Here is a 16,683-nt window from a genome sequence, read left to right on the forward strand (position 1 = left end):
AATATTTAGCTAATATAATTCCAGATATTTTTTTTCTTGGTCAATTCGATGAAAACCGATTTTAATACAGCATGTTCCGGTTTTTGCAGTGGAGCATCTTCTTTTAAAATTTTCATGGCATAATTTCTGGCTAAAATCAAAATATCACGATCCCGAACAATATCAGCAATTTGAAGGTTTAGGACACCACTTTGTTGTGTTCCCATCAAATCTCCCGGACCGCGAAGTTTCAGGTCGACTTCGGCAATTTCGAAGCCATCATTGGTCTGAACCATTGTTTCCATTCGGGTTTTACTGTCGGAACTCAACTTATGACTTGTCATCAAAATACAATAACTCTGTTCGGCCCCACGACCTACGCGGCCACGTAATTGGTGCAATTGGGATAATCCGAACCGCTCAGCACTTTCTATAATCATCACACTGGCATTTGGGACATTCACTCCAACTTCAATTACGGTTGTCGCTACCATAATATTGGTTTTTCCTTCAGAAAAGCGTTTCATTTCGGCATCTTTATCAGCCGGTTTCATTTTTCCGTGCAAAATTGAAATTGAATATTGAGGCAGCGGAAAATCGCGGGAAATACTTTCGTAACCGTCCATTAAATCTTTGAAATCCATTTTCTCAGATTCCTGAATTAACGGATACACAATATAAATTTGTCTCCCAAGGGCAATTTCATCACGAAGGAATTTCCAGACTTTTAATCGGTTACTGTCAAAACGATGAACGGTCTGAATGGGTTTTCTGCCGGGAGGCAATTCATCAATAACAGAGATATCCAAATCACCGTACAGACTCATCGCCAAAGTTCTCGGAATAGGGGTTGCAGTCATTACTAAAACATGGGGCGGAATTTCGTTTTTCTTCCATAATTTTGAACGCTGTTCTACTCCAAAACGATGTTGCTCATCAATCACGGCCAATCCTAAATTCTGAAATTTTACCTTGTCTTCCAACAATGCGTGTGTTCCGATTAAAATGTGCAAGCTGCCATTTTCAAGTTCTTCATGAATAATTTTTCTAGCTGAAGTTTTAGTTGAACCGGTTAGTATTTTTATATTGATATTTAATGTTTTGGCTAATTCAGATAAACCAATAAAATGTTGGTTTGCTAAAATTTCCGTAGGTGCCATCAAACATGCCTGAAAACCATTATCGATAGCCAAAAGCATACTCATAAAAGCCACAATCGTTTTTCCGGAACCTACGTCTCCTTGTAATAAGCGATTCATTTGGGCATTGCTTCCCATGTCAGAACGGATTTCTTTTACCACTCTTTTTTGGGCATTCGTGAGTTCAAACGGTAAATGATTTTGATAGAATTCGTTAAAATATTCTCCTACTTTCGTAAAAGGATGACCTTTTATTTTGTGCTTACGGATTAGGTTTTTGGTAATCAATTGCAATTGAATAAAAAACAATTCTTCAAATTTTAAACGGAATTGTGCTTTCGCTAAAGCATCGGCACTTTTAGGAAAATGAATATTGAATAAGGCTGCTTTCTTCGAAATTAGTTTTAATTCTTCAATTAAATAAGATGGAAAAGTTTCTGTAAATAAAGCTTGTGTTTCAATAAACAGCTGCTCCATTAGTTTGTTTATCGTTCGGTTAGAAATGCCGCGATTGGTCAAAGTTTCTGTTGAAGGATAAACAGGCTGCATAGCTGAACGAAGGCTTTTTTCATGCTCGCTTAAAAGCTCAATTTCAGGATGTGCCATACTGAACTGACTTCCGTATAAAGAACATTTTCCAAAAATGACACAAACTTCATTTAGTTTTAAACTCTCGCGAATCCATTTATGTCCCTGAAACCAATTCAGATCGATTTGCCCGGTATCATCCACGAAAGTGGCAACCAAACGTTTTTTATTTTTGGCAAATTCAACTGTTTTTATGTTGATGATTTTACCTATAATCTGAACCTCTGTACCGGTATTCTGGAGCTCATTTATTTTATAATAACGTGTTCTGTCAATATATCTGTTTGGAAAAAAATTAATTAAATCCCCATATTTATGGATTCCCAATTCCTTACGAAGCAACTGGCCACGACTGGGACCAACGCCTTTCAGGTATTCAATTTGAGTTTCCAGGAGATTATTAGACATTTACTGATTTTTGATTGCTGATTTTAGAATAAAGAATATAGAAAATAGAGTATGGATTTTCGTTATATGCCTTTTTTATTTCAAAAGCGAAGATAGATTTTAATTGGGAAATTTGAAAATCTATGCTTTTCATTTTCTGGAAACCTTCATTATAAAACGATTTTTATTAATAATTTTTATATGTTTTGTTTTGGAAAGAAAAAACTTATGTTTGCACTTGGATTGAAATTTAGGATCTGATAATAATAATCTAAAGTAATTAATCCACAATTGACCATAATAACCTTAAAAAAATAAAGATGTTCATTTTCGTTTATCAAATAATAACAAAACCTTTAACCTCAAGAATACTTTCTGAAGAAATTTGTCCTTCTTGCAATAAAAAAGGTGACATAGAATTAACCCTGTATATGAGATACATATCAATGGGAATACCTTTTTTTGGAATGGGAAGGCATACCGGAGTGACTTGTACTAACTGCGGAAATGTGTTGAAAAACCCTGATGCTTCAATATTTGCAAAGAAAAAATATTCAAATATGGTTGCTGTAGCCATAAAAGATATTCGCGCCAATCATAAAAGAACCCTATGGCAATTATTGTATCCATGGTCGATTGTTTTTGTTTTGCCTTTTCTAATTTTAATCGGATATGGTTTTGTATCTCTAAGTAAACATTCAGCTAACGAAAGAGCTAAGAAATATGCTGAGTTAATTAACCATCCGCAGCCAGGGGATATTTATAAAGCAATGTGGTCTGAAGAAAATAGTATCTCACAAGGAGCATTGGTCAAATTAATGCGTATTAACGGGGATACTATGTATGTTGTTCGAAGTAAGGAAATGATTCCGATGAGTTTTTCTGAAGAAGAGTGGAATAAACTTTCATCAGATGCCGGCGCATTCAATTCTAAAGAATATAAAGTAAAGAAATTTTCCGACATGAATAACAACAATTTAGGCGATTTTTTTATGTACAATAATGATGAAAATGGGAAGCAGTACCCTATATATTTGGGAGGAATACTAAACAGCAAATCTGAAATGGATTTGGATTTTGAAACCATAGAACGTAAAAAATAAAAATTGTTTATACCATTAATAATTAATTTTAAGTAAAAAAGTCATCTAATAAGCAACCATTTAACAAAATGACTATCTATTAAGTAAACTTAAACCTTAAAACAATATAAATGAAAAAATTTGGAATTACTTTTATACTAATGTTAAGCCTTATTTCTTGTTCAAACGAAGATGCAAATTCATCTTTAGTTTCAGATTATAAAGGAAAATGGCAATTAATTGAAATGTCAGGCTCAACTATTAACTCTGTAACAACTGGATCTGAAATGAGTTGGCAGGAATCCTATGTTTTTAATACTAATCGAACATTTGTAAAAACAAGAATAAAAGATAATACTACTACAACCGCATCGGGAACATTCTCAGTTGTTACAATATTAGATGAAACACATTTAGAATTGACCTATTCAGAAAGTAGTACACTGGTAGGAAGTTGTTACGGAAATTTAAAAGAAGATCTTTTCATTAACAACAATAATTTATTAGTAAGTACATGGCAAAATTGTGACGGTCCCGGATTGGTTTATCAAAAAAAGAAATAAAAAACTGTAAGTTTGTAGATGAATAGAAAGAGTGTTCGATTTTAATTACTGAATACTCTTTATTTTAAATTTTAAAAATGACTACACACTTAGCACTTTTACGGGGAATTAACGTCTCTGGTCACAATATGATGAAAATGGAAGCATTGAAACTGATGCTTGAGAATATTGGTTTTTCAAATGTTAGAACTTACCTGCAATCCGGAAACGTTTTTGTTGATACTGAAGAAGAAAGTGCCTCGAAAATTGGTTTCATAATCAAGCAGGAAATTTTTAAGGTTTTTGGACATGAAGTTCCTGCAGTTGTTATTACTAAAGAAGATTTAGAGGCTTGTTTTAAAAATAGCCCATTTTTAAAAGAAAAAGACCTGGATACTAAAAAGCTGTATGTAGCTTTTGTTTCTATAGCTTTAAAAAGTGAAAATATAAATGATCTGAAAATCAGTCAGTTTAAACCGGATGAAGCCAGTATTGATGGAAATCGAATTTTTATTAAATATGCTGTCGGAGCAGGAAAAACCAGATTTGACCAGAAATATATTGAGAAAAAACTAAATGTCACAGCAACCATTAGAAACTGGAATACAGTAACAAATTTGCTGAAGATGTTTAATGAAGAATAACAAAAAAAGCAGAACTCAATATGAAATTTGAATTCTGCTTTTTTTGTTATTGCAAAAGTATATTATAATCTGAAAATCCCTCCAAAAGCAATAATTCGCTGGAAGAAGAAGAAATCTTGCGAAGCTCTATCTTCTTTATTTACACTAGTTCTGATATCCTGCATATTAATGTAACCTCCTTTTAGCTCACCCTGAATATAAAAATATTTATAAAAGGTAAAGTTAATTCCTGCTTTAGCAGATAAGCCATAACCAGAAACATGAAAATCGTCATGACGTTGTTTTCCTAAAAGAGTTGTATTTGTTTTAGGGTATAAAAGTCCTGCACCTAAGCCATCAGTTAAATTAATTTGAACTTTATCCGTATTAGGCAAACCAAACCATTTCGAAATATCGTCATGTCTTGAAAATTCTGTATTGACGTAGTTTAAACCGTCCGTGTGTTCGTACATTAAAAAAGCAGGAATACCTGGCTGGGTACTACCTTTCTCAAAACCACCTTCCTGGGCACCATTTTGAGACATATCTACAGGTGTATTATTATAAACTCCGTTGTAAAAAGATCCGGATTCATCAGTAGGTAAATTAATGTAACCAGTTACGTTAGCAGTTTGATTTTGCGTCATTACATACTTCATGTGATCCCAACCAACAGAAACACTGTAATGATCATTAATAAAATACCCCATTCTAAAGTTAGTTTGCGGAATTGTCATGTTAGCAGGATTCACGTAATCAACATGCCATCCTTTTGGTTTGTCGTGCGCAACCATATTATCAACTGTAAAGTTGTAATCTTTTCCTCTAAAATTAACATCAGATTTTGTGTAGCTATCTCTGTTTCCTCCCCAGGAAATAAAAAACTTTCCTTTATTATGTGCTGTGTATCTTTCTACTGCGATTTCTTCCTGTGCAAAAGTGTTTATTGAAAAAACCAATAAGAAGAAAAATAAAATTTTTGTTTTCAATGGAATAATATTAAAATTAGGATTAGAATGAATTAACTGTTTTTCTGATAGCGACCAATTTGGTCATCAGACCTTCAAAATAGTCTAAATGCAGCATATTGGCACCATCACTTTTTGCATTTGCAGGGTCAAAGTGAGTTTCGATAAAAATACCGTCAACACCAACAGCAATACCTGCTTTGGCAACGGTTTCAATCATATCAGGTCTTCCGCCCGTAACACCAGCAGTTTGGTTAGGTTGTTGCAATGAATGTGTAACATCCAGAACTGTAGAAGCATATTGCTGCATAGTAGGGATTCCTCTAAAATCAACAATCATATCCTGGTAACCAAACATAGTACCACGATCCGTGATTATTACATTTTCGTTATTACAATCCAGGACCTTTTGCACAGCGTGTTTCATGCTTTCCGGACTCATAAATTGTCCTTTCTTCAGGTTTACCACTTTTCCGGTATTTGCGGCTGCCACAACCAAGTCAGTTTGACGCACAAGGAAAGCAGGAATCTGCAAAACATCAACATATTGAGCCGCCATATCAGCATCTTCATTGGTATGAATATCTGTTACTGTAGGAACATGAAAAGTTTCTGAAACTTTTCTTAAAATTTTTAATGCTTTTTCATCTCCAATTCCGGAAAAACTATCAATTCTGGAGCGATTGGCTTTTTTAAAAGAGCCCTTAAAGACATAAGGAATCTGAAGTTTGTCGGTAATACCAACTAATTTTTCAGCAATTCTGAGAGCCATTTCTTCTCCTTCAATAGCGCAGGGTCCCGCCAATAAAAAGAAATTACCACTATCGGTATGCTTAATTTGTGGAATATGTTGTATGTTCATAATATGATTTTTTTGACAGTGCAAATGTAGTTATGATTTATGAATCGCAGATGAAGATTTAAGATTTTTTTATGAAGCTAATCCTGCTATCCGCTTCAATATTTTTCTCCAAATCCTTTTTTTCCAAGACTGCTCAGGAGCTTCCGTTGGTCGCTCTGTTCAGTCAGGAAAAAATAGGCTTTCTCAAAAAATGATTTCAGCTGTTATCAGGGCTAAATCTTTAGTAAAGTATAACTATTCAAATAGGTTTACAAAATAATTTCCAAAATGTAAAAAGAATGCAGTTGTGTTTTATTAATAAGAAAAGTCATTGAATTTTATTATTTTTGATTTATAACAATTTTACTGAAAATTATGCAGTGGATTCTTTTTGAAAAACTTTGGAAACGTACAACAGGCAACCATTCTATCAATGATGCCTCTCCCAATGATGCCTCTACATGGAATGAAGAAATAGAAATGCTTTATCGATTAGGTATCAGTATGGAAGACACGCTTCAGTATCTGTATTTTAATAAACCTGATTTTGAGTCTTTTAAAAACTGGATATTGCAAAATAAAAATGAAATAAAAAATATAAAAGAAGTTGATTCTGAAGATGTTCTTTCAAAAGAGGACCTTGATTTTTGGGATGAAAATGGATACGTAATAGTAAAAAATGCTATTGCAATATCAGAATGTGAGGAAACTCAAAAAGCCATTTGGGATTTTCTGGAAATGAACCCTGATATAAGAGAAACATGGTATAACAGGCATAGGGAACAAAGAGGACTTATGCTTAATTTTTCTAATCATTCAACTTTAAATAGAAACAGATCATCTTTACGGATACAAAAAGCTTATGAGCAGCTTTATAAAACAACAAATATTTATAAAACTATTGATAAAGTAAGTTTTAATCCCCCTGAATCAAAACATTTTAAATTTTTAGGAAGCCCGCTTCATTGGGATGTTAGTTTAAAATTACCAATTCCATTTGGTTTACAAGGACTTTTATATCTTACAGATTGTGCCGAAAATGAAGGGGCATTCCATTGTGTACCGGGATTTCATAGAAAAATAGAGCAGTGGCTTGGTGATTTAAATCCAACGGATAATCCAAGAGAAGTAGCTGTCGAAACATTAAAACCGGTTGCTATAACCGGAAATGTGGGTGATTTTATTATCTGGCATAAAGCTTTGCCTCATTGTGCTACACCCAACCATGGTTTACTGCCCAGAATGGTGCAATACCTAACATACCTTCCAGATAATTATAAGGAGGTTTCAGAATGGATTTAGATAAAGTATAATAATAGAAAAAGCTCTGGAAATCCAAAGCTTTTGTATATGTAAAGAATAATATTACTCTTCCTTCAATCTTAATTGATACTAAAGAATTGAAAAGTCTTTTTTGAGTAAATTATTTTTTTTGCTGACCCGGAGCATATGCTTTTGCACTTTTGCTTCCTGACATTTTTTTAGCTTGTCCAGGAGGTATTTTTTGAGAGTTACTGTTTGAATGTGAGTGCTGTACGACACAACTTAACATACTCACAATTACAAATAATAGCACCATAATAATTACGGCAAATTTAGTGTATTTGGAATTTTTCATAAAATTATTTTTAATTTGAATTACAAATATAATGCTTACCAGTATATTTGTTCATACTTTGAATTTGTTTAAAATCATTATAAACAAAAAGCCCTGAAAATCCAGGGCTTTGATAGTATCAATAGGAGAAATTATTCTTCTTTCATTGTATGATAAACGTTCATTACGTCATCATCTTCTTCGATTTTTTCAATTAATTTTTCAACATCGGCAATTTGTGCTTCAGTAAGTTCTTTGGTAATTTGTGGAATACGTTCAAAACCGGAAGATAAAATTTCTAAACCTCTGTTTTCTAACTCTTTTTGTAAAGCTCCAAAACTTCCAAAAGGAGCGTAGATTAAGATTCCATCTTCGTCTTCAAAAACTTCTTCAGCACCAAAATCAATTAGTTCCAATTCCAGTTCCTCGGGATCAAGATTTCCTTTTGCAATACGAAAATTACAAGTATGGTCAAACATAAATTCAACAGAACCTTGTGTTCCCATTGTTCCGTTACATTTATTAAAATAGCTGCGGATATTTGCAACAGTCCTGTTATTGTTGTCAGAAGCTGTTTCAATCAAAATTGCAATTCCGTGAGGCGCATATCCTTCAAACAAAATTTCCTTATAATTGGCAGTATCTTTATTACTTGCATTTTTTATGGCACGTTCAACATTATCTTTAGGCATGTTGGCCGCTTTAGCATTTTGTATAACAGCTCTTAATCTAGAATTGGCATCTGGGTTAGGACCACCTTCTTTAACGGCCATAACGATATCTTTACCAATTCTGGTAAATGTTTTGGCCATTGCAGACCAACGTTTCATTTTTCTTCCTTTTCTAAATTCGAACGCTCTTCCCATTACTAATTTTTTATTTTGTGATGCAAAAATACGGTTATTCCTTATTTTTCCAAAAACAAAACTATTCTTTTTTGAATTATGTTTTTATGATTGGCAATATGATAAACCAAGCCATTTTTTAATTTCAAAAATGATTCGTTATTTTAAAGAAATATTGAAATACAACCAAAAGCAAAAGATTATTTTGAGGCGTTGAATTCATTAATAATATTCACGGCTTCGTTTAGATAAGGATTGGTTTTAAGGTTGTCAATCTGATATTGATTTATTGTTTTTTCACTTGGATAGACACCTAATAAAAACTGGTTGACCGTTGAATTATAAACATCTAACGGATTGTTCTCATCATTAAAAGTATTTATTTCTGTCCATAATCCATTCCTGATTGTTTTTTGCTCGAAAATTGCATCCAGAGTCATTGGAACTTCAGCTTTTGGGACATTTACCATTTGATCAATTTTTGCATTGATTTTTTTAATTTCATTAAAGTAGAAATTATCAGCCAGTCTCGCTGTGCTGTTTTTTGCAATTTTATCAATTAGATTCCTTTTTACATAAGGTCTGTATTTTAAGAAAGAGTCAATGCTGTCGTTTTGAATTGCTGTCGGGAAACTACTTTCTTTTTGGTAAACACTTTCATAAAACTCAGGAAGAATAACATCTGGTTTTACGCCGGTATTTTGATGACTTTTACCTGTAACCCTATAGAACTTATTAACTGTAATCTTTAAAAAATCTGTAGTTGTATTTTCGTCAAGCGGAAGAATGGTTTGCATAGTTGCTTTTCCCAGTGTATTACTGCCCAATATTAGAGCACGATTGTAATCTTGTAAGATTGAAGAAAAAAATTCACTGGCAGAAGCCGTATTGCTATTAACTAAAATTACAATCGGACCTTTATAAATTAATCCTTTGTACGGATCATTTATAATTGATTGATTTTTTTTGTTATCTACAACAATAGAAATAGGCCCATAATCAATAAACATTCCCGCCAGTCTTATGGCTTCTTCCATTGAACCGCCTCCATTATCAATTAAATCAATTACCAGGCCTTTTACATTGTCTCTTTCTAATTTTATAACTTCGCGGGCGACATCATCTGCACAGCCTTTTTGACCGGTAGATTCTAAATCGGCATAGAAACTTGGAATCTTAATGTATCCAATTTTACTTTCTTTACCAATAATAAAACTGAAAACCGAATTATCTTCGTCTTTCATCAATTGTTTTTCAATATAAACATCGAAACTTTTACCTGAATTTCGCTTCAGCGTAAGGGTAATATGTTTATTTGACTCAGACAAAATCATGGTAGAAATTGATTCTAAAGAAGAACAGGAAACTTCTAAAGTTTCTTTTTGGTTAGAAATAGAAACAATCTGATCTCCTTTTTTAATTTGTCCGGTCTGAAAAGCAGGGCCATTAGGGTCTAATTCTTCAATGATGATTTCATTTTTCTCATTTAATTTTACACTCATTCCTAATGACAAATGTTCTTTTGATAAGGAAGCTACAAAACTGGATTTAGAATCGTTGGTAAAATAAGTTGTGTGTGGGTCAAAATAGGTGCAAAAAAAGTTATAAAGTTTTTCCTGTTGTGTATCTTTTTTTTCCAAGAGCGTACTGATTCGGCATATCTCATTTGATAAAATTGTTTTTTTTGATTCTAATTCTATTGCTTTAAAATTAGATTTAAGAGAATCCAGATTGTTACTTTTTTCAACAATATCATCTAAAATCTGATAACGTAATTTTTTCACCCAGACTTTTTCCAAATCTTCTTTTTTGAGATAAAAAGAAAAAGCTTTTTTGTAAAACCGAATCGTATCTTTTTTGTTGTAATCAATTGTTCCGGCCTGAATTTTCTCTAAAACATTTTTGGTTCTGGTAAGACCGTTTATATATTTGGTGGTAATATCAGTTAAAAAATTACAATCATTCCCCATAATTAAATTATCCAAATTCAGACGATATTTTTGCGACATTTCATCATATTCCGACTTAAAAAAAATATTTCTTGACGGGTCCAAATCATCAATAAGATTGTCAAAAACAAAAACAGATAAACTGTCATCTACCGGTTTGGGTCTTACATGGTCACTTTGAATAAGCAAATTTATTTTGGTAAGTATTTCGCATGTCTGATCGCTATTTTGACTAAATAGTGCATTTGTAATCAATAAAAATACCAGTGATAAGTTTTTCATAAATAAATAATCTTCGCTTATACTAAAATTACGTTTATTTTTCGATAAATGACAGTAATTACCCTAAAATGTCGATGACTAAATAATTTTTCACGACTAACTGCACGAAGCAATTCAAATTAATGTGTTAATAATTTGAAAATGAAAAGACAGGGTAGGAACATAGCTTTCTTCTGATATATTACTACATGTTTAAATTGAATTCACAGCAAAAAAAATGCATTACAACTTTATCAGTGTAATGCATTTTGATTATTTATGGTAACTACAAATAGATATAAGAATTTGCAGTAAATAAAAATCTATTTCTTATAAAATGGCAGTTTTACCACTTTTGCAGGAACATCATTTTTTCTGATTCGGATAAAAATATCGCTATCAATAGCACTATTGTTCACAGTAACATATCCTAAACCAATCCCTTTATTCATAGAAGGTGACATTGTTCCGGATGTTACAATGCCAATTACAGCGCCAGAAGCATCAACAATTTCGTAATCATGTCTGGGTACTGCACGTTCCTGCATTTCAAAAGCAATTAATTTTCTGGTAATACCAGCTTCCTTTTGTTTTTTAAGAGCCTCAGAGTTTGTAAAATCTTTAGTGAATTTCGTAATCCATCCTAAACCAGCTTCAATTGGAGAAGTGGTATCATTAATATCGTTTCCGTATAAACAGAATCCCATTTCTAAACGCAAAGTATCACGTGCAGCTAATCCAATTGGTTTAATTCCGTATGAAGCTCCAGCTTCAAAAACTTTGTTCCAGACTTGTTCTGCTTCGTCATTTTTACAATAAATTTCAAATCCGCCTGAGCCGGTATATCCTGTAGCTGAAATAATTACATGTTCAATTCCTGCAAAATCACCAACTTCAAAATGATAATAAGGTATAGTAGATAAATCTATAGATGATAAAGCCTGCATAGCCTCAACCGCTTTCGGACCCTGAATCGCCAATAAAGAATAATCATCAGAAAGGTTTTTCATATCAACACCCAAATCATTGTGTGAAGAAATCCAGTTCCAGTCTTTTTCAATATTCGAAGCATTTACAACAAGTAAATATTGCTCTTCTTTCATTTTATAAACAATCAAATCGTCTACAATTCCGCCTTCATTATTAGGCAGACAAGAATATTGCGCCCTGCCAATTGTCAATGTCGAAGCATCGTTTGAAGTTACTTTTTGGATCAAAGCCAAAGCATTTGGTCCTGTAAGTAAAAATTCGCCCATATGCGAAACGTCAAAAACGCCTACACTGTTACGAACCGTTTCATGTTCAGCATTAACACCCTCGTAAGTAATGGGCATATTGTAACCGGCAAAAGGCAGCATTTTTGCTCCCAGACTTTCATGTATGTGCGTAAGCGCAGTATTTTTCATTGTGATGTTTTAAAAATTGTGTGACAAATTTATTCAAAAAATATCGAAAATAAGTACTCTAAATTATAAATTTCGCAATGATTAGGAGCTGTTTCCTGTTATTCGCTATATCTTTTTGTTTTTAAAGGAAAAACAAAAAGGATGCCGCTACTACCAGGGCTATGACTTCAAATTAGCAATTACCACTCTTGTATTCAGTTTTTTATGTAACTTTAAATTCATAAAATAGGTCAAATGAAAACTCCATTTTTAATCACAAAAGAAGAAATTCTAAAATTTTATAAGCCTGTAAATCCACTGACACACAAAGGACTGCAGGGCCATGCCGTAATAATTGCAGGTAGTTACGGGAAAATTGGAGCAGCAGTTTTGGCTTCGAAATCCTGTTTAAAATCCGGCTGCGGACTCGTCACGACTTTTATACCAAAATGTGGTTACCAAATCCTGCAGATCAGTATTCCGGAAGTTATGGTAATTACCGATGAAAATGCAAATGCTATCACCAATATTAATCTTTCATTACTGCCACAGGCGATTGGTATTGGTCCGGGAATAGGGAAGGAGTTGTCCACACAAAAAGCATTATTCGAGTTTTTAAGAATCAACAAATCCCCTTTAGTTCTCGACGCTGATGCCTTAAATATTTTAGCCGAAAATAAATCCTGGCTGGAATTAGTACCTGAAAATACCATTTTAACCCCGCATCGAAAAGAGCTTGAACGTTTAATTGGCAACTGGAATTCCGAATCGGAGAAGTTTCAGAAAACAATCGCTTTTTCTGAAAAATATAAAGTTATTATAGTGATGAAAGGTGCGCCAACATTCATTATCAATAAAAATAAAATCTACGAAAACACTACCGGAAATGCTGCTTTGGCTACTGCGGGAAGCGGTGATGCATTAACAGGTATTATTACGGGTTTATCAGCTCAAAATTATGAATCTGTACAAGCGGCAAAATTAGGAGTTTTTCTCCATGGGCTAACGGCTGATATTGCACTGCCACAAACAGGCTGCCAATCATTTACCGCATCGGATATTATTGAAAATCTGGGAAGGGCTTTTTTGACCCTTGAAAATTAAATTTATTATAATTCGTTGGGTGTAATTAAAAATATAAGTGTCAGGCTGAGCGTAGTCGAAGCCCTTTTCATGTAAAAGCCTTCGACTACGCTCAGGATAACAATGATTTCCAGAAATATATAGATATTTTACTCAAATTTATATTTTTTTATATGAAATAAGAGTTGTAATCAATTACACTCAATGGGTTTATTATAATTTGTATTATTAGGCAACGGAATATAAATGCATGTAGCTCTTTTTATTTACTAAGAATATTGATTATATCTTTCTAAACTTTCTTTCTCCATCTGAGCAATAAAAAGAGTAAAGTCTTCTTTGTTGTTTTTTATTTGTTCAGCCTTAAACGATTGATAATTTTCGTAATCTTCTTTTTTTATATTAACAATCAGATACCCTTTTTGCATTAAGATCAGGTTTAGTATTAATCTTGAAACTTTTCCGTTGCCATTAGCAAAAGGCTGGATTTTTAAAAGGCGTTCGTATATTTCTGCTCCTAAAACTATCGGATGAAGTCTGTTCTTATTGATTTCATACCAAATAAAAGACTCTTCAATCTCTTTGGAAATCACAGGTGGTGATAGAGAAATATCACTATTGTCATTGGTTATGTCCTGTTCTTTTCTGTAACATCCTGCTTCTTCCGGAATAATTCCTCTCAGGAGTAAATTATGAATTGATAAAAGATCCCGTTCGTTCAACGAATTATTTTTTTTGATTAAATCTTTTATAAAACCAATAGCTTCCTGATGGTTAATTATTTCAAGATGTTCGCGCATACTTTTTCCGGAAATTGTTAATCCTTCATTAACAACCATTTTAGTCTCGCGAAGGGTCATTGTATTTCCTTCTGTTCGATTACTTTCAAAAGTATATTCGAGTTCAAGAGTTTTTATGTTTTTACGATCTTCGTTTTGGCGAAAAGTATCCATTTTGGTTTTCAGAATATCAATTTCTTTTAATATTTTTTCTAACGCATCGGATAATTCTATTTTAGAAACGGATTTTTTATATTTAAGTTCTTGTTCAGCAACAGCAAGAGCTTTTAAAGCAAACTCCTCATTTTCAATTTCATTTAAAATTTTTTCCTTTAGCCAGGCAATTATCAAAGTTTCATAATCAATTTCTAAAAGTTCGGCTAATTTGATTACTTGTTCTTTGGTTGGTTTTCGCGTACCACTTTCAAATTTACTTATCAAAGCCTGGTCAATACTAAGTAATTGTGCTACTTCTCTGGTTTTTAACCCTTTTTTTTCTCTGCCATTTTTAAGAAGTGATTTCATAATTAAAAGTTTTTTTTTAAAATTGTCCTGACATATTTTGTCATAAAATTTAAAATAAAAAAAGCAATATCAAAAATATTGCTTTTCAAAATACTATTATTTTAAGTACGGTTAATACTTTTAGATTAATTGAACGCTTTTTTAATTCGGTCCAAATCACGTTTGGTATCTTGTTCTTTTAAAGATTCACGTTTGTCGTAGTTTTTCTTTCCTTTGCAAAGACCAATTTGAAGTTTGGCAAGTCCCTTTTCGTTTGTAAATAATTTTAGGGGAACTATAGTCAATCCTTTTGCCTGAACACTTTTTTGAAGATTTTTTAATTCTTTTCTATTTAAAAGCAATTTTCTTTCGCTTCTTGATTTATGATTAAATTGGTTCCCAAAAGCATATTCTTCAATATAAGTATTGATTGCAAATAGCTCATTGTTACTGAATTCACAAAAACTCTCAGTAATATTTGCTTTTCCTAACCGGATAGATTTTATTTCAGTTCCTGCCAAAACAATTCCAGCAGTATAGGTATCGATTATTTCATAATCAAACCGGGCTCTTTTATTAAATATATTGACAGTTTTTAACATAGGTTGACAAATTTAGTAACAAATAAATGAAAGCGCAATTGTTTTTGTATAAATGATATAAATTTGCAGTATGGAAAAGCAAAAATCACAAGATCCGTTGCATGGGATTACACTTCAAAAAATTGTGGAAAAATTAGTAGATCATTATGGTTTTGATACTTTGGGAGAATTAATTTCAATTAAATGTTTTAATGAAAATCCCAGTGTAAAATCCAGCTTAACTTTTTTAAGAAAAACCGATTGGGCCAGAAAAAAAGTTGAAGAGCTATATTTGAATTCGCTTTCTAAATTTTCAGGAAATTAATTTAATTTATAAGAAATCATAACTCCGCCACGATAGGGTAACCATTCACCACTTTTATCCCAATTTTTTACACTTTCATAGCTTCCTGGAGTTCCGTCATTGTAATGGCCTTCATAGAATCCCTGGTGCCAGCCGCCGCCTACAAAAATATCCAACAGCAATTTATCACTTAGCTTCTTATTGTAACCTATTGTAGCACCAAATCTGTATCCAAAACCTGTTTCGTAATTATTGGTATCCCAATAGTTCCATTTTTGAAGTTCATAAGTATCAAATCCGGCATTTATACCTGCATAAAAACCATTGTATTTTTCTTTAAAATGGTAACGGATCTCAGGCGTCAGAAGCAAAAATTTCATTGGTTTTTTACCATCGAAAGAAGCCCAAAAAGAAGCCATTACATCAAAACTAAAAGTAGTTTTTTCTCCAATGCTTGTTTCTACTCCAACGTTTGGAACTAAGACTAATGCTGTAGCTGCATTAAATTTTATGTAAGTTTGGCTCTGTAATTGAATAGAAAATATAAGGGCAATTATAAAAAGTATTTTTTTCATTCAGTTTTGTAAATATGATTTTGCGTGCAAATATAGCGCAAACAAATAATTACTATTGCCGAAATGAAATTATTTGATAAAATTTATTTCTAAAAATCATTTACTGTTTAATAATGAATAAATTACCTTATCAAGAAACTTTCCTTCATAAAATTCCGCTTCTTTTAAATGTGCCTCTTTAACAAAACCACATTTTTGTAAAACCTTTTCAGAAGCAAAGTTTTCAGGGTCAATTACAGCTTCAATAGAATGTAATTTTAAATCATCAAAGCCATACGCAATTAACCGATTTACTGCTTCAGAAATAATTCCTTTACCGTGATATTCAGGTAATAACATATAGCCAATTTCGGCACGATAATTTTCAGGCTGCATTCTGTAATATCCAATAATACCAAGAACTCTGGAATCGCCTTTCAAGGTTATTCCCCAATTAATACCTATGTTCGAAGTGATTTTTTCTTCAATCATTGCAACATGCTCGAGTGCATCTTCAGTAGTTTTTACCAAAGGCCTTGGAATATATTTCATTGTTTCCGGATTTGAACGTAATTCAAATACTTCATTAACATCATCGTTTGTGATTCGTCTTAAAATTAAACGTTCAGTTTCTATAACAGGAAAAGGAGTAAAATTAAAATTCAGCATATAATTAAAGATATTATTTGATA

The 16,683-nt window shown here is 32.5% G+C and carries 17 protein-coding genes; 6 read left to right on the forward strand and 11 right to left on the reverse strand.

What is annotated here, in order from left to right:
- Nucleotides 1-5 precede the first annotated feature (5 nt).
- Nucleotides 6-2,114, reverse strand: coding sequence for an ATP-dependent DNA helicase RecG (recG, locus tag PMI10_RS20810; protein ID WP_007811514.1), 2,109 nt, complete (start codon nucleotides 2,112-2,114; stop codon nucleotides 6-8).
- Between the two features lie 410 nt (nucleotides 2,115-2,524).
- Here recG and PMI10_RS20820 point away from each other — a divergent pair, with 410 nt between their 5' ends.
- The 3 genes from PMI10_RS20820 (at nucleotide 2,525) to PMI10_RS20830 (ending at nucleotide 4,361) form a co-directional block, all read left to right on the forward strand.
- Nucleotides 2,525-3,196 (forward strand): hypothetical protein, encoded by a 672-nt coding sequence (locus tag PMI10_RS20820; RefSeq protein WP_157489924.1) that lies wholly within the window; start codon nucleotides 2,525-2,527, stop codon nucleotides 3,194-3,196.
- A gap of 110 nt (nucleotides 3,197-3,306) precedes the next feature.
- Nucleotides 3,307-3,738 carry a hypothetical protein gene (locus PMI10_RS20825; protein ID WP_007811516.1) on the forward strand — a complete coding sequence of 144 codons (432 nt, stop codon included), beginning with the start codon at nucleotides 3,307-3,309 and terminating at the stop codon, nucleotides 3,736-3,738.
- A gap of 77 nt (nucleotides 3,739-3,815) precedes the next feature.
- Nucleotides 3,816-4,361 carry a DUF1697 domain-containing protein gene (locus tag PMI10_RS20830; protein ID WP_007811519.1) on the forward strand — a complete coding sequence of 182 codons (546 nt, stop codon included), beginning with the start codon at nucleotides 3,816-3,818 and terminating at the stop codon, nucleotides 4,359-4,361.
- Between the two features lie 62 nt (nucleotides 4,362-4,423).
- On the opposite strand, the gene PMI10_RS20835 is transcribed toward PMI10_RS20830, so the two are convergent.
- Complete coding sequence (locus tag PMI10_RS20835; RefSeq protein ID WP_007811534.1) at nucleotides 4,424-5,329, reverse strand: hypothetical protein; 906 nt, start codon at nucleotides 5,327-5,329, stop codon at nucleotides 4,424-4,426.
- A gap of 22 nt (nucleotides 5,330-5,351) precedes the next feature.
- Complete coding sequence (kdsA, locus tag PMI10_RS20840) at nucleotides 5,352-6,170, reverse strand: 3-deoxy-8-phosphooctulonate synthase (RefSeq protein WP_007811536.1); 819 nt, start codon at nucleotides 6,168-6,170, stop codon at nucleotides 5,352-5,354.
- A gap of 354 nt (nucleotides 6,171-6,524) precedes the next feature.
- On the opposite strand from kdsA, the gene PMI10_RS20845 reads away from it, so the two are divergent.
- Entirely contained in the window at nucleotides 6,525-7,451 is a 927-nt protein-coding gene (locus PMI10_RS20845) for a phytanoyl-CoA dioxygenase family protein (protein WP_007811537.1), read from the forward strand.
- Between the two features lie 121 nt (nucleotides 7,452-7,572).
- On the opposite strand, the gene PMI10_RS20850 is transcribed toward PMI10_RS20845, so the two are convergent.
- The 4 genes from PMI10_RS20850 to gcvT all read right to left on the reverse strand — a co-directional run bounded on the left by PMI10_RS20850 (nucleotide 7,573) and on the right by gcvT (nucleotide 12,207).
- Nucleotides 7,573-7,767 (reverse strand): hypothetical protein, encoded by a 195-nt coding sequence (locus PMI10_RS20850; protein WP_007811538.1) that lies wholly within the window; start codon nucleotides 7,765-7,767, stop codon nucleotides 7,573-7,575.
- Between the two features lie 131 nt (nucleotides 7,768-7,898).
- Nucleotides 7,899-8,612, reverse strand: a complete 714-nt coding sequence (locus PMI10_RS20855) for a YebC/PmpR family DNA-binding transcriptional regulator (protein ID WP_007811539.1) — start codon at nucleotides 8,610-8,612, stop codon at nucleotides 7,899-7,901.
- Between the two features lie 179 nt (nucleotides 8,613-8,791).
- Nucleotides 8,792-10,822, reverse strand: coding sequence for a S41 family peptidase (locus PMI10_RS20860; RefSeq protein WP_007811541.1), 2,031 nt, complete (start codon nucleotides 10,820-10,822; stop codon nucleotides 8,792-8,794).
- Nucleotides 10,823-11,124: 302 nt separating this feature from the next.
- Complete coding sequence (gcvT, locus tag PMI10_RS20865) at nucleotides 11,125-12,207, reverse strand: glycine cleavage system aminomethyltransferase GcvT (RefSeq protein ID WP_007811543.1); 1,083 nt, start codon at nucleotides 12,205-12,207, stop codon at nucleotides 11,125-11,127.
- A 234-nt stretch (nucleotides 12,208-12,441) separates the two neighbouring features.
- On the opposite strand from gcvT, the gene PMI10_RS20870 reads away from it, so the two are divergent.
- Entirely contained in the window at nucleotides 12,442-13,290 is an 849-nt protein-coding gene (locus PMI10_RS20870) for an NAD(P)H-hydrate dehydratase (protein WP_007811545.1), read from the forward strand.
- Nucleotides 13,291-13,538: 248 nt separating this feature from the next.
- On the opposite strand, the gene PMI10_RS20875 is transcribed toward PMI10_RS20870, so the two are convergent.
- Nucleotides 13,539-14,573, reverse strand: coding sequence for a Fic family protein (locus PMI10_RS20875; RefSeq protein ID WP_007811548.1), 1,035 nt, complete (start codon nucleotides 14,571-14,573; stop codon nucleotides 13,539-13,541).
- Between the two features lie 125 nt (nucleotides 14,574-14,698).
- Nucleotides 14,699-15,154 carry an SsrA-binding protein SmpB gene (gene smpB / locus PMI10_RS20880; protein ID WP_007811550.1) on the reverse strand — a complete coding sequence of 152 codons (456 nt, stop codon included), beginning with the start codon at nucleotides 15,152-15,154 and terminating at the stop codon, nucleotides 14,699-14,701.
- Between the two features lie 70 nt (nucleotides 15,155-15,224).
- Here smpB and PMI10_RS20885 point away from each other — a divergent pair, with 70 nt between their 5' ends.
- On the forward strand, nucleotides 15,225-15,458 hold the full coding sequence (locus PMI10_RS20885) for a VF530 family protein (protein ID WP_007811551.1): 234 nt from the start codon (nucleotides 15,225-15,227) through the stop codon (nucleotides 15,456-15,458).
- Here the strand turns inward: PMI10_RS20885 and PMI10_RS20890 are convergent.
- Nucleotides 15,455-16,012 (reverse strand): DUF3575 domain-containing protein, encoded by a 558-nt coding sequence (locus PMI10_RS20890; RefSeq protein WP_007811552.1) that lies wholly within the window; start codon nucleotides 16,010-16,012, stop codon nucleotides 15,455-15,457. The two genes, PMI10_RS20885 and PMI10_RS20890, sit on opposite strands and share 4 nt — an antisense overlap.
- Nucleotides 16,013-16,108: 96 nt before the next feature.
- A complete protein-coding gene (locus PMI10_RS20895; RefSeq protein ID WP_007811553.1) occupies nucleotides 16,109-16,660 on the reverse strand; it encodes a GNAT family N-acetyltransferase in 552 nt (183 codons plus the stop codon).
- Between the last annotated feature and the right edge of the window lie 23 nt (nucleotides 16,661-16,683).

The organism is Flavobacterium sp. CF136, assembly GCF_000282055.1.
In the GTDB taxonomy this organism is placed as follows: domain Bacteria; phylum Bacteroidota; class Bacteroidia; order Flavobacteriales; family Flavobacteriaceae; genus Flavobacterium.

Bases quoted from the DNA above. Each gene is read 5' to 3' on its own strand.
- PMI10_RS20850 (WP_007811538.1), bottom strand. From the start codon at position 7,767: ATGAAAAATTCCAAATACACTAAATTTGCCGTAATTATTATGGTGCTA.
- PMI10_RS20890 (WP_007811552.1), bottom strand. From the start codon at position 16,012: ATGAAAAAAATACTTTTTATAATTGCCCTTATATTTTCTATTCAATTA.
- PMI10_RS20870 (WP_007811545.1), top strand. From the start codon at position 12,442: ATGAAAACTCCATTTTTAATCACAAAAGAAGAAATTCTAAAATTTTAT.
- recG (WP_007811514.1), bottom strand. From the start codon at position 2,114: ATGTCTAATAATCTCCTGGAAACTCAAATTGAATACCTGAAAGGCGTT.
- kdsA (WP_007811536.1), bottom strand. From the start codon at position 6,170: ATGAACATACAACATATTCCACAAATTAAGCATACCGATAGTGGTAAT.
- PMI10_RS20825 (WP_007811516.1), top strand. From the start codon at position 3,307: ATGAAAAAATTTGGAATTACTTTTATACTAATGTTAAGCCTTATTTCT.
- PMI10_RS20820 (WP_157489924.1), top strand. From the start codon at position 2,525: ATGAGATACATATCAATGGGAATACCTTTTTTTGGAATGGGAAGGCAT.
- PMI10_RS20895 (WP_007811553.1), bottom strand. From the start codon at position 16,660: ATGCTGAATTTTAATTTTACTCCTTTTCCTGTTATAGAAACTGAACGT.
- PMI10_RS20860 (WP_007811541.1), bottom strand. From the start codon at position 10,822: ATGAAAAACTTATCACTGGTATTTTTATTGATTACAAATGCACTATTT.
- PMI10_RS20855 (WP_007811539.1), bottom strand. From the start codon at position 8,612: ATGGGAAGAGCGTTCGAATTTAGAAAAGGAAGAAAAATGAAACGTTGG.
- PMI10_RS20845 (WP_007811537.1), top strand. From the start codon at position 6,525: ATGCAGTGGATTCTTTTTGAAAAACTTTGGAAACGTACAACAGGCAAC.
- smpB (WP_007811550.1), bottom strand. From the start codon at position 15,154: ATGTTAAAAACTGTCAATATATTTAATAAAAGAGCCCGGTTTGATTAT.
- PMI10_RS20875 (WP_007811548.1), bottom strand. From the start codon at position 14,573: ATGAAATCACTTCTTAAAAATGGCAGAGAAAAAAAAGGGTTAAAAACC.
- PMI10_RS20830 (WP_007811519.1), top strand. From the start codon at position 3,816: ATGACTACACACTTAGCACTTTTACGGGGAATTAACGTCTCTGGTCAC.
- gcvT (WP_007811543.1), bottom strand. From the start codon at position 12,207: ATGAAAAATACTGCGCTTACGCACATACATGAAAGTCTGGGAGCAAAA.
- PMI10_RS20885 (WP_007811551.1), top strand. From the start codon at position 15,225: ATGGAAAAGCAAAAATCACAAGATCCGTTGCATGGGATTACACTTCAA.